This window comes from Rhodobacter sp. TJ_12, from assembly GCF_020023995.1.
GTDB lineage: Bacteria > Pseudomonadota > Alphaproteobacteria > Rhodobacterales > Rhodobacteraceae > Rhodobacter.
Genome location: NZ_NRRD01000012.1, coordinates 86,477 through 99,618 on the forward strand (window position 1 = coordinate 86,477; position 13,142 = coordinate 99,618).

Below are 13,142 nucleotides of genomic sequence, written 5' to 3' on the forward strand. Positions count from 1 at the left end.
CTGATGGCCCTGCTGCTAAAGGATATTTTCGAAAAGCCGATCGACCGCGCGATCGACGGGGTGATCAAGGCCGATGACGAGGCCAGCCTTCGGGTCGAACTGGACGAATATGTCATCACCGGCGAAATCGGCCAGCGGCTGGAACAGTTCCTCGACGCCTACAACAACTACGATACTTCGAACGGGGTCTGGATTTCGGGATTCTTCGGCTCGGGCAAGTCGCACCTGTTGAAGATGCTCGCGCTGCTGCTGGAGAACCGCGATGTTGACGGACGCACGGCGTACGAGATCTTTGCCGAGAAACTCAAGGGCGAACCGATGCTGGCCGGTGCGCTGAACAAGGCTGTCTCGATCCCCTCAAAATCGATCCTGTTCAATATCGATCAGAAGGCCGATGTCATCTCGAAGACGGATGTCGACGCGCTTCTGTCGGTCTTTCAGAAGGTCTTCGACGAAGCCTGCGGCTTCTACGGCAAGCAGGCCCATATCGCGCAATTCGAGCGCGACCTGCAAGGACGCGGTCAACTGGAGGAGTTCAAGGACGTCTTCAAGGCAGCCTCTGGCAAGGATTGGGAGCGTGGTCGCGAACAGGCGCTGCTTGAGGGCAAGGCCATCGCGGCTGCCTTTGCTGCGGCGACGGGTGGCGATGCAGCAGCTGCCAAGGACATTCTGAGCCAGTATCGCAAGGACACCCGAGTCTCGATCGAGGACTTCGCGACCACGGTGAAGACCTGGCTCGAAGGGCAGCCGAAAGGCTTCCGGCTGAATTTCTTCGTTGACGAGGTCGGCCAATATATCGCCGACAACGTCAAGCTGATGACCAACCTGCAAACCATCGCTGAGAGCCTGAACACCAAATGCAAAGGCCAGGCATGGATCATCGTTACCGCGCAGCAGGACATGGCATCGGTAATCGGTGACATGACCCAGCAGCAGGAGAATGACTTTTCCAAGATTCAGGCGCGTTTCGCAAACCGGATGCCGCTGAATTCGGCGGACGTAGCCGAAGTCATCCAGCGACGTCTGCTGGCGAAAACGGAAGAAGGCCGCGCGATGCTTGGCAATTTGCATGATCGGGAGGAGAACAACCTTAAGACCCTGTTCGATTTCGCAGATGGCTCGATCAAGTTGAAAAACTATCGTGACCGCGACCAGTTTATCGCTAGTTACCCCTTCCCGCCCTACCAGTATGACCTGTTCCAGATGGCGATCACGTCGCTGTCGCAGCACAACGCGTTTGAGGGCAAGCATAGCTCTGTGGGCGAACGTTCGATGCTTGGGGTGTTTCAGGAAGTCTCGAAGAAGCTGAAGGATCAGGAGGTCGGCGGTCTTGCCACCTTCGATCTGATGTTTGAAGGCATCCGCACCGCGCTGAAATCCGCAGTCCAGCAGAGCATCCAGATCGCAGAGAAAAACCTCGACGATCCCTTCGCCGTGCGGGTCTTGAAGGCGCTGTTCCTTGTCAAATATGTGAAGGAATTCAAGCCATCCGTGCGTAATATCAGTATCCTGCTGCTGTCGCATTTTGACGCCGACCAGACGAAGCAGCGTCGCCAGATTGAGGAAGCGCTATCGACGCTGGAACGCAATACGTTGATTCAGCGCAACGGCGAGATCTACGAGTTCCTCACCAACGAGGAAAAGGATGTCGAGGACGAGATCAAGAGCTTAAAAATTGATCCTGCCGAACTGTCAGACGAGCTGAGCTCACTCGCCTTCGGCGCCATCCTGCGACAGCGTAAGGTCAAACATCTAGGCACCAGCTGCGAGTATCCCTTCACAGCTAAGCTTGATGACCACGCGCATGGCCGCGAATATGAACTGGCGATCAACCTGATTTCTCCCCTCAACGTCGATGCAGATGAGTTCAGTGCCGTGCGTATGGCAACCATGGCACGCGAAGAACTGGCGATTGCCACCGGTGGCAACACTGCCTTCTACCGGGATCTGCTCCTCTACAAGCAAACCAAAAAATTCTTGCAGCAATCACGTACCGGATCGCCACAGCCGGGCCGTGATCGAATTTTATCCGAAAAGGGTGAGCAAAATTCCCGGCGTCTCAAGGATCTTGAAATGCGCCTGCGCAAGCTGATCAGCGAGGCGCGGCTGTTCGTGCAAGGTGATGAGTTGGAAATCGGCGGCGAAGACCCACAGGAGCGCATCATCAAGGCCTTCCAGCCTCTTGTCGATCGCGTTTACAAGAACCTATCTATGCTGCGCGGGGTAAGTTATTCTGAGGCCGACATTCCGAAAGCGGTGCAGGGCGACAGCGGTCTGTTCGGCACGGAGGGCGCAGGCCTTGGAGAGGCCGAACTCGAGGTTCTCAACATTATCAATGCTCAGGCCCGAAACGGCATGAAGGTGACGGTCAAGTATTTGACCGAACGCTTGACCTCAAAGCCCTATGGCTGGCCCGCCACGGCAGCACTCTGCATTACCGGTGCGCTTGTGGCAAAAGGCAAGATCGAGGCGCGGATGGACAGCGCGCTGCTTGAAGGCCTGCCGCTCGCCAAGGCGCTGAACAACAGCCAAGCTATCGCCAATATCCTGTTGACGCCTCAGCTGGAATTTACCGCAAGTCAGATCCGCAAGGCCAAGGATCTTTATCAAGAACTGTTTTCGCAGCCCGCTGCGGGCACCGATGCCCGTAGCCTTGGCACCGAATGGGCGGCGAGCATCGACGCATTGGAAGCCGAGGTAGACAGCCTCACCCGGCAAGCCCATGCCTATCCCTTCGTCGCACGACTTGCGTCCTTCCAGACCCTTCTGCGGTCGATGAAAGGCAAGCCGGCCAACTGGTATATCTCCGATGTCCCCGCGCATGAGGATGACCTGCTCGACGCGAAGGAAGATCTGCTCGACAAGATCCGCAGCTTTATGGGGGGCACACAGCGCGGCATCTATGACGAGGCACGCGACACTCTTATGCGCGACGGTGCCAATATCGACTATGTCGACCCCGATGCCCTGCGCCGTCTGCGCGGGGTGCTCGATGACCCCGACTGTTTCAAGGGCACGGCGATCCAGGATCTTAAAACGAGCCTCTATCAGCTCAAGGACAAGGTCGATCTCAAGGTCATCGCCGAGCGCAAGGCCGTGTTGGCCGAACTCGACAGCGTCACAGAAACCATCGCGCAGTTGCCGGAATTCCAAGGGCTGGAAGCAGACCAAAAGGCGCAAATCAGCGCGCGGATCGACCGGCATCGGGCGGGGCTCGACACCGTCACCCTGATCCCATCGCTGCGGGACAAGGCCCATACTGCCCGCGCGCAGCTTTTGCCGGAACTGGTGACCGAGGTCAGCCGTCTGGCCCAGCCCAAACCGCAACCGGCTTCCGCGATACCGCGTGGCGATTTCGATGAACCGGCCGCGCCGCCCATCCAGCCGCCCGCGACCGTCGTAGCGTCAACCCTCAAGGTCAATAAACCCAAGCCGATCCTGTCGGATGAGGCCGATGTCGACCAGTACCTAACCGAATTGAAGAAGACCCTGCTGGCCGAGATCCAGGCAGGCAAGAAAGTGATCGTCTGATGGATACCAACGCGCTCAAGAAATTCGCAGCATCCGCGCGCACGCTGCTGATTGATCAGGTCAGCGCCAAGCTTGACCTCGTCTTGGCCGAGGGCGCATCTGCGCGGCGTGAACACCCCAAAGCGGTCAAGGACCTCGAAAACGCCATTGCGCGCGACAGCCGCAAACAGGTCATCGAACAGGTCGCCTACACCTGGTTCAACCGCTTCACCGCGCTGCGCTTCATGGATGCGAACGGCTACACCCAAGTGCGCGTGGTCTCGCCTGCTGAGGGTGCGACGCGGCCCGAGATCCTGTCCGAGGCCGTCGCTGGCAACCTGCCCGACGGTGCGCCCACCGAGATCGCCGCCCTTCTCGATGGCCGCACGCCCAGCCATGATCCACAATCCGAGGCCTATCGCCTGCTGCTCGTCCATGCCTGCAACACCTGGCACAAACCCATGCCCTTCCTCTTCGAGGAGCTGGACGACTACACCGAACTGCTGATGCCCGAGGATCTGCTGTCGCAGACCTCCATCCTCGCCCGCCTGCGCGAGGTCATGACCGAGGACGCCTGCCGCGATGTCGAGATCATCGGCTGGCTCTACCAGTTCTATATCTCGGAGAAGAAGGACCAGGTCTTCGCGGGCCTCAAGAAGAACGTCAAGATCACCGCCGAGAACATCCCCGCCGCGACGCAGCTCTTCACTCCGCACTGGATCGTCCGCTACCTGGTGGAGAACTCGCTGGGGCGGCTCTGGCTGCTGAACCGCCCGGACAGCCGTCTGGCCGAACGGATGGACTATTACATCGCGCCCGAAGAGCCCGAGACGGATTTCCTGAAGATCACCCGCCCCGAAGAGATCCGCATCTGCGATCCGGCGGCGGGCTCGGGGCACATGCTGACCTATGCCTTCGACCTGCTCCACGCCATCTACGAGGAAGAGGGCTATGACGCGACCGAGATCCCCGCGCTGATCCTGACGCACAACCTGACCGGGGTGGAGATCGACGACCGCGCAGGCGCCCTGGCGGCCTTTGCGCTGATGATGAAGGCAGCGGCAAAGCTCGGGCGGCGGCGGTTCTTGCGCATGGAAGCGAAACCCGACATTTGCGTCTTGCAGGATGTGAGCTTTACCCCTGCCGAGATGCAGGACGTGGCCGCCGTGGTGGGCAAGGATCTGTTCACCGATGAGTTGCGCGAAACCCTGGGCCAGTTCGAGCAAGCCAAGAACTTCGGCTCGCTGATCGTGCCGAAACTGCGCGATCCGGCAGAGACCCTGCGCGTGGTCGAGGCGCGGGATTTCGGCGCTGACCTGCTGCTGAAGGACGTGCAGGCGCGCGTCGTGGCCGTGCTGCGCATGGCCGAGGCGCTGTCACCGAAGTATCACGTGGTGGTGACCAACCCGCCGTATATGACCCGCTCGAATATGAATAAGGGACTAAAATCGTGGGTGGAAAAGAACCACGTCACCGGGAAGCACGATCTCTTCGCAGCGTTTATGCAACGGTGTATTCCTCTTGCATCTCGCAGGTCTTTCATCGGAATGGTAACCATCCAGAACTGGATGTTCCTGTCGTCTTTTGAGGCATTGCGCTCTGCGATATTGGACGAGTGCTATTTCGGAAATTTGGTCCAGATTGGGTATAACAGCTTCCCTGAGCTAAACTCAAAAGTCGTTCAGGCCTCGGCGTTTGTGCTTGGCGCAGCTCGCGACGATAGAACCGGCGAATTTGTAAACCTCAATGACGCGCCTCAGTCTGCGGACAAGCACAGAGTCTTCCGAGAAAAATTGGCTGCCAACGAACACTACTTGGCCAACTCCGCAACCTTCAAACGCTTGCCGGGCGAACCCATCGCATATTGGGTGTCTGACAAAATCGCTGAACTATTCAAAGGCCAGTCCTCCGATGATGTCGTAGATTTGCGTGAAGGTATCCATACCGGTGATAATGACCGTTTCTTGCGAATTTGGTTTGAGTCCAGCGCCGAAAAATTCGTTTTGGGAGCAACTTCAGATCAAGACGTTGACGAGCGTGGGAAATGGGTCCCTTACAACAAGGGTGGTTCCTATAGAAAATGGTATGGTAACAACGACCTTGTTATAGCTTGGGACTCCTTTAGCCGTCACGCAATGGAAAAACTGTCAGGTCACGTCCGACCGAGTAAAGGCTTGTATTTCAAAGAGGGTGGAACCTGGAGCGCACTAACCAGCGGCTATTTTGGAATTCGATACTATCCGACTGGACATCTGTTCGACAGCAAAGGCCAGGTGGCAGTGGGAGAGAAATTCCTACCAATTATTGGCCAGTTCAACACCAAGCTTTTTCAGAGTTTGGCCAAGACGATCATGCCGACACTCGACTACAAATGTGGCGACGTCAAAAAGCTTCCTTTTCTCCCAGAAGCGGGTGCAATAACCACTTCGGCAAGTAGAGCAATCGCGATTACCCGCTCCGACTGGGACGCCTACGAAACCTCCTGGGATTTCACCACGCTCCCGCTGCTCTCAGAGGGTCATCGTGGCGAGACGCTGGCGGAGAGCTATGCCGCGCTGCGCGCCCATTGGCAGTCCATGACGGACGAGATGAAGGCCCTCGAGGAAGAGAACAACCGCATCTTCATCGACGCCTATGGTCTGCAAGACGAGCTGACCCCCGAGGTGCCGCTGGAAGAGATCACCCTCACCTGCAACCCCGCCTATCGCTATGGCGTGAAGAACTCCGAGGAGGACCGCGAAACCCGCCTGCGCGCCGACACCATGGCCGAGTTCCTCAGCTATGCCGTGGGCTGCATGTTCGGGCGCTACAGCCTCGACGCGCCGGGCCTGATCCTCGCCAACCAGGGCGAGCGGCTGGAGGATTACCTCGCTCGCATCCCGGAACCGACCTTCATGCCGGATGCGGACAACGTGATCCCCGTGCTCGACGGCGACTGGTTCGCCGATGACATCACCGAACGCTTCCGCCTGTTCCTGCGCGTGACCTTCGGCGAGGCGCATTTCCGCGAGAACCTGCGCTACGTCGAAGACGCCCTCGGCAAGGACATCCGCAAGTATTTCACCAAGGATTTCTACGCCGACCACGTGAAGCGGTACAAGAAGCGCCCGATCTACTGGATGTTCTCCAGCCCCAAGGGGACGTTCAACGCCCTGATCTACATGCACCGCTACCGCGCCGACACGGTGTCGGTGCTGCTCAACGACTACCTGCGCGAGTTCATCTCCAAGCTGGAAGGGGAGCGTACGCGGCTCGAAAAGCTCGCCGACGATCCAACGGCGACACAAGGCCAACGGACGAAGGCGCTAAAAGATGCGGCCACGGTGGCGAAACAGATCGACGAGCTGAACGACTGGGAGCGCGAGGTGATCTTCCCATTGGCGCAGCAGAAAATCGAGATCGACCTCGATGACGGGGTGAAGGCAAATTATCCGAAGTTCGGCACCGCGCTGAAGAAGATCCCGGGGCTGGAGGCCAAGGATGAGTGAACGCATCCACGCCGGGCTGGAGCGGCTGTTCGAGGAGCACCGGATCGTCTTCTGGTATGACGCGGCGGGCGACATGCGGACTGAATTCGAGACCGTAGATCTGGCGGGCGTCGCGAAGGTCGAAATTGCGAATAACGAGTTCGGCCTGAAATACCGGATGCTGCGGCAGGAACCGAAGCAGAAGTTTTTGCTGTTCAAAGACGGCCCCGAACCTGCGATGGCGGACAACTGGCTTTTGGACGTGCAGCTAGCGACAGCCGTATTTAAGGCCGACCAAGCGGCGATCTGGCTGGCGGAGTTGGGGCTGCCCGCGCAGTTCGAAACCGTGGTGCGCGACCATATGGAGTTCTACCGCTCTTCGGCCCGCATCGAGGCCCTGAAGCGCCTGATCCGCCCCGCTGACCAGAAATCCGACGTGCTGCGCCGGATGTTGGCCGTGTGCGTGGGGGCCGAGGGCGAACTGGATACGGTGGTTGAGGAGCTACTGGGACAACTGGCTGCGGGGCGCGAAGACGGGCTGAAGCTGATCGAACGGGCGAACCTGAGCGAGTTCTTCTGGACCCAGATCAAGAACGCCTATGGTTATACCTCGGACACGCCGGACTTCGAGGACTTCGCGATCACGCTGTTCCAGTCCAGTTATCTGATGGCAATGGGCGAAGACGGCGCACTGAACGGCGAAGCGCGGCTGATATTCCAGCGTTGGAAGAACAACCGCCTTGGCGCCGAAGCCTTTGGCGCGTTGAGCGCGGAATATCAGGACCTGCTGAAGATCGAGGCCGATGTGAAGGGCCGCAGTCTGAAGTCCTTGCGCCCGGTCGATCATTTCGAGGCCACCGACCGCCAGATCATCCGCCTGCTGGTCGATGCGATGGCCAGCCAGACGGTGTCGGCCTCGGAGGTGGTCAAGATCACTCGCGAACGGCGCCAGAGCCATTGGTACGCGACTTACAAGGATATCTACCTCGCCATCGCCCATGCCGCCGAGTTCCAGCAATCGCTGGCCGAAGCCAATCTGACGATGTCCTCACCCGTCGACGGGGTGAAACGCTATGTGACGACGTGGTTCAAGATCGACCAAGCGTACCGCAAGTTCATCCACCACATGCAGCGCAGCGGTCAGGCCTCGCTGCTGGGGGCGCTGTTTGAGAGCATCGAGAACCGCTATACGACCAGCTTCCTGCTGGCCGTGAACGATGCTTGGCAGGATCAGATCGCCAAGCTCGATAGTTGGAATATTCTCGGCCATGCGCAGCAACGCGACTTCTACCTCGATCAGGCCGCCGAGTTCCGGCGCCTGAAGACCCCGCAGAAAGTCGTCGTGATCGTATCGGACGCACTGCGCTACGAGGTGGCCGAGGAATGCCTGCGTGAAATTCGCAAGCTCAACCGTTTCGACGCCGAGCTGACGCCGATGATTTCTGCCCTGCCGAGCTATACCCAACTCGGGATGGCGGCACTGCTGCCGAACAAGGATCTGACCATTGCGGGCGACGGCAGCGTAACGTCCTTCGGCATGCCGACCCAAGGCACCGTGAACCGCGAAAAGGTGCTGGGACTGGGGCGCCCCGGCGATCGCGTGAAGGCGATGAAGGCCAGTGAGTTCATGGATCTGCGCGCCGATGAAGGCAAAGCGCTGTTCCGCGACCACGATGTTCTCTACCTCTATCACAACCGCATCGATGTCGTGGGCGACAAGCTGGCCACCGAGGAGCGGGTTTTCGAGGCTGCCGAGGATGCCATCGAGGATCTGACCAAGCTGGTACGCAAGCTGACCAGCGCGAATTTCTCAAACATCCTGATCACCGCAGATCACGGCTTCCTTTATCAACACCGCGAGTTGCACGAGACTGATTTTTCGGTGGCTGACCCAACCGGCGACGAGATCCTGTTCCGTAATCGCCGTTTCGTGATCGGGCGCGGCCTGAACGAAACTGCCGGGATGAAGAAGTTTGCCCCCGAAGCGCTTGGTCTTTCGGGCCATCTCGACATCCTTATCCCGAATTCGATCAACCGCCTTCGCGTGAAGGGTGCCGGCAGCCGCTTTGTGCATGGCGGCGCGACCTTGCAGGAGGTGGTGATCCCGGTCTTGCGCGTCGGCAAGCGACGAGAGGAAGATGTCGGTAAGGTCGAGGTGCAGATTGTTGTCTCCGGTCGCAGCCTGATCTCATCCGGTCAGACGGCGGTCACGCTCTATCAAGCTCAACCGGTTTCGGAAAAGCAGCAGCAGCGTGTGCTAAGAGCGGGCATATACGCGGAAGACGGCACGCTGATCTCCGACGAGCATATGCTAACCTTTGACTACACTTCAGAAAACCCCCGCGAACGCGAGATGCCGATAAAGTTCCTGTTGTCCCGAGCGGCAGATAACTTCAACAATCAGGATGTCTTTCTCAAGCTGCAAGAGCAGCGCGGAAAGACCAGCCATTTCGATGATTACACCAGCCATCGCTTCCAGCTTCGCCGCGGGATCGCGACGGATTTCGACTTTTAAGGACAGGCCATGACCACCCTCGATGACAAGATCAACGAACACTTCGCAGGCTTCGTCGTCCGAAAGGATCTGGTAAAGGCGGTCAAAGGCAATGCCATCGTGCCGACCTATGTGCTGGAATACTTGCTCGGACAGTATTGCGCGACCGATGACGAGGCTTCGATCCAAACTGGCATTGAGACGGTCAAGGAAATCCTGCGCAAGCACTATGTCCACCGGAGCGAGGCGGGCCTGATCCAATCCACGATCAAGGAAAAGGGTCGCTACAAGGTCATTGACCAGATCTCGGTTTCGCTGAACGAAAAGACCGACAGCTACGAGGCGACCTTCGACAACCTCGGGATCAAGAAAGTCGCGGTCGATAGCGGCACGATCAAGGCCCATCCCAAGCTGTTGGTCACAGGCGTCTGGTGTATCGCGGATGTTCAATACGAATTCTCGGAGGATGTCCGCACCTCGCCTTGGATGCTGGAGACGATCAAGCCAATCCAGATCGCGCGGGTCGATTACGAAGGCTACAAAGAGGCGCGCGGGCAATTCACCAAGGATGAGTGGATCGACCTGCTGATGCAGTCGATCGGCTTCAACCCGGAGGCTTTCGGTCGCCGCAGCAAGCTGTTGCAGTTAATGCGCCTGATCCCCTTTGTCGAACGCAATTACAACATCATCGAGCTGGGCCCCAAAGGCACTGGCAAATCGCATATCTATTCGGAGTTTTCGCCCCATGGCCAGTTGATCTCAGGCGGCGAGGTCACGATCCCGAAGCTCTTCGTGAACAACTCCAACGGCCGTATCGGTTTGGTCGGATACTGGGATGTGGTGGCCTTTGATGAATTCGCCGGGCGCGAGAAGACCGCCAACAAGGCGCTCGTCGACATCATGAAGAACTACATGGCTAACAAGACCTTCTCGCGTGGGGTCAATCCGATGGGCGCCGAGGCGAGCTTTGCCTTCGTCGGGAATACCGACCACAACGTGCCCTACATGCTGAAGAATTCGGACCTCTTCGAGGCCCTCCCCCCGCAATTCCACGACAGCGCCTTCATCGACCGCCTGCACGCCTATCTACCTGGTTGGGAAGTCGATGTGATCCGCGGTGAGATGTTCACCCGCGGCTATGGCTTCATCGTCGACTATCTGGCCGAGATCCTGCGCCATTTGCGTCAGGAGGATTTTTCGAACAGACCCGACCAGCACTTCAAGATCAGCGAGAAGATCTCCACCCGCGACCGCGACGCGATCTACAAGACCATGTCGGGCCTGCTCAAGATCATCTTCCCTGCGAGCGGCGAAAGCGCCGCGGATGTCGAAGAACTTCTTCAACTGGCACTGGAAAGCCGCAAACGGGTCAAGGATCAGTTGTTCCGCATCGATGCGACCTATCCTGAGGTCGATTTCCATTACCTCGGCAGCGATGGTCAAAAGCGGCGCGTGCAGACGGTAGAGGAGCAAGAATTCCCGCAATTCTATCACCGCAGGCCAGCGCAAGACCCCAAGGATCAGGAAGCACCGGCTGATGATGGCGATGTCTTAGAGCGCGAAGCAGCCGCTGTGCCCGCCCCTCAAGCAACGCCCGAGAAACTCGCATTGGAAGAAGGCCACCATGTCTTTGCCGAAAACCGCAAGGGCGTGAGCTACAACAAGCTCTTCGGCCCTTACCTTGATGGCGCGCGCCGGATCATCGTCACCGATCCTTATATCCGGAAACCCTATCAGATCCGTAACATGATGGAGTTGGTCGAAATGGTCATCCAGCGCAAGGCGCCGGAGGATCAAGTTGCAGTGCATCTGGTAACCGCTCCCAACGAGGGCGAGGTCCAGTTGCAGAGAGAACTACTGGAAAGCATCTCTGGCGCGATCATCGGCACCGGGGTCGAGTTCACCTGGGCCTTCGACACCTCAGGCTCCGCCCATGCCCGCGATATCGTTACCGATACCGGCTGGAAAATCGTGCTCGATCGCGGCCTCGACATCTTCCAGCCACCCATGCGGCGCGAGGGATTTAACCTCGGCGATAGATTGCAAGAGCACCGAATGGCGAAGGGCTTCTACGTTACCTACGTCAGACTGTGAGCGACGGAAGATTGCAGGGATAGAGCCGATCTCGACGCGACCGTCGTTCATGAAGGTTTGCAGCCCGTCCCAGTGGTTAGCAAGCGGTCGCTGCGGATCACGGATAAACGGATACTTGCGCATCACAGACGACAAGTGAACCGCCCCAGGTTTACCGGAGGGTGATTTGTTCACCGGCTAAGCGGTAAGCGGTGCTCCACCGTATCGCCGTTCACGAAGCCGGTCACGCGCTTGCCGCCGAGCTGCTGGTGCCGGGATCTGTCGTCAAGCTCAGCCTCTCCGATAGCAACGGCTTAACCGAGCGCCGTTCGGCGTTCGCCGAACTTACGGTCGAAGAAATCGAGACCGAACTGCTGATCCTCATGAGCGGTCGTGCCGCCGAGAGGCTGGCGCTGGGCAATATCTCTGGCGGCGCCGGTGGAGATAGGGAGAGCGATCTTGCCTTGGCAACCGGCTTGATCTTGCGGATGGACCGCGAACTCGGTCTCGGCCGCAATGGCGATGCCTGGCTTGGGCCGACCGACATGCACAGGCTGACAGAAGAGGAGAAGCAGAGGGTGCGTGCAAAATTGGAGCAGGCCGAACGTAGGGCTTACGCGCTTCTTGGATCCAATAAGGGCATTCTTCTGAATGTGTCGAACGATCTGATGCAGCGGCGCGAAATGAACGCCAAAGTCCTTTCGCGATGGCTTGGCAGAACGCCGTCCGACCTCGCGTAGTATCCGCTGGAGGATACGGTATGACAGCCTAGGTTGGCGAGATCTTGGGCGCCCGCATGCACCAATCATAGCGAAGGTCCACGTATTCACGGAATACTCTCCATAGGAAAATCTTTGCCAGACGTCAGCGGCCAGCAAAGGTCGACCCAGGATCTACCACTTACCGCTGTAGCGAAGGAATTCTCCGTAATTCCAAAGCGTAATCCACATGTTTCCAGACATTCTCCGGGCCTGACCTATCCCGCTAGACCCTTCTTCCCGCTAAATTTCCAAGACGATTTCACGCAGTACAACCGCCGGAAAGGGAGGGAACACATGTCCAGACGCACACCCTTCCTCGCCGTCAAAGAAGCGACCGCGGCGCGGATGCTGGATATGCGCACGAACGAGTTCAGGCGCCTTGTCCAGCTCGGCGCTCTGCCGCAGCCGATCGAACTCGCTGGGCAGGTGCTGCGGTGGCGGGTATCTGACCTAGAAGCCATTCTGACCGGCGCCGTTCCTGAGGAAGGCTTCGAAACATGAAGAAGCTTGAATTGCCGTACCTAGACACCATCACCGTGAAGGGGCGTACCTACCACTACTTCCGTAAGGGGAAGACTAGGGTGCGTCTCAAGGCGGCACCCGGTAGTGAAGCCTTTCTGAAAGAATACTGGCATTTGCGCCGTGGGCAGCCTTCTGCCGTCTCGAAGACGACTTGGGATGGTCTGATTGCCAGTTACTATCAGAGTTCGTGACCTGCCCCCCGGTCGTCCCTCAGTCATAACGAGAGTCCTTGGGGTTGATAGTGGTCGGGTTCAGGTTGGGCAAGCGCGCCGAGCGCGGAGCCCTCAGATTGCTCAAGCGCTCGGCGCGCTTCTG

7 protein-coding genes are annotated in these 13,142 nt (G+C 58.3%); all 7 read left to right on the forward strand.

The genetic code is table 11. The annotated features are described in order from the left end of the window. Positions 1 to 3 precede the first annotated feature (3 nt). The 7 genes from brxC (at position 4) to CKO11_RS10435 (ending at position 13,018) form a co-directional block, all read left to right on the forward strand. The gene (gene brxC, locus CKO11_RS10405) at positions 4 to 3,531 is read left to right on the forward strand and encodes a BREX system P-loop protein BrxC (RefSeq protein WP_223637900.1); all 3,528 of its coding nucleotides are present in this window, start codon (positions 4 to 6) and stop codon (positions 3,529 to 3,531) included. After that, complete coding sequence (gene pglX, locus CKO11_RS10410) at positions 3,531 to 6,998, forward strand: BREX-1 system adenine-specific DNA-methyltransferase PglX (protein WP_223637903.1); 3,468 nt, start codon at positions 3,531 to 3,533, stop codon at positions 6,996 to 6,998. The genes brxC and pglX overlap by 1 nt, the downstream gene beginning before the upstream one ends. Continuing rightward, complete coding sequence (pglZ, locus tag CKO11_RS10415; protein WP_223637906.1) at positions 6,991 to 9,492, forward strand: BREX-1 system phosphatase PglZ type A; 2,502 nt, start codon at positions 6,991 to 6,993, stop codon at positions 9,490 to 9,492. The genes pglX and pglZ overlap by 8 nt, the downstream gene beginning before the upstream one ends. Positions 9,493 to 9,501: 9 nt before the next feature. Beyond that, positions 9,502 to 11,565, forward strand: coding sequence for a BREX system Lon protease-like protein BrxL (gene brxL / locus CKO11_RS10420; protein WP_223637909.1), 2,064 nt, complete (start codon positions 9,502 to 9,504; stop codon positions 11,563 to 11,565). Positions 11,566 to 11,756: 191 nt separating this feature from the next. Continuing rightward, entirely contained in the window at positions 11,757 to 12,284 is a 528-nt protein-coding gene (locus tag CKO11_RS10425) for a hypothetical protein (protein WP_223637912.1), read from the forward strand. 315 nt (positions 12,285 to 12,599) lie between these two features. Beyond that, complete coding sequence (locus CKO11_RS10430) at positions 12,600 to 12,806, forward strand: hypothetical protein (protein ID WP_223637915.1); 207 nt, start codon at positions 12,600 to 12,602, stop codon at positions 12,804 to 12,806. Beyond that, positions 12,803 to 13,018, forward strand: a complete 216-nt coding sequence (locus CKO11_RS10435) for a hypothetical protein (RefSeq protein ID WP_223637918.1) — start codon at positions 12,803 to 12,805, stop codon at positions 13,016 to 13,018. The genes CKO11_RS10430 and CKO11_RS10435 overlap by 4 nt, the downstream gene beginning before the upstream one ends. Positions 13,019 to 13,142 lie beyond the last annotated feature (124 nt).

Bases quoted from the DNA above. Each gene is read 5' to 3' on its own strand.
- pglX (WP_223637903.1), top strand. From the start codon at position 3,531: ATGGATACCAACGCGCTCAAGAAATTCGCAGCATCCGCGCGCACGCTG.
- brxC (WP_223637900.1), top strand. From the start codon at position 4: ATGGCCCTGCTGCTAAAGGATATTTTCGAAAAGCCGATCGACCGCGCG.
- brxL (WP_223637909.1), top strand. From the start codon at position 9,502: ATGACCACCCTCGATGACAAGATCAACGAACACTTCGCAGGCTTCGTC.
- CKO11_RS10435 (WP_223637918.1), top strand. From the start codon at position 12,803: ATGAAGAAGCTTGAATTGCCGTACCTAGACACCATCACCGTGAAGGGG.
- CKO11_RS10430 (WP_223637915.1), top strand. From the start codon at position 12,600: ATGTCCAGACGCACACCCTTCCTCGCCGTCAAAGAAGCGACCGCGGCG.
- pglZ (WP_223637906.1), top strand. From the start codon at position 6,991: ATGAGTGAACGCATCCACGCCGGGCTGGAGCGGCTGTTCGAGGAGCAC.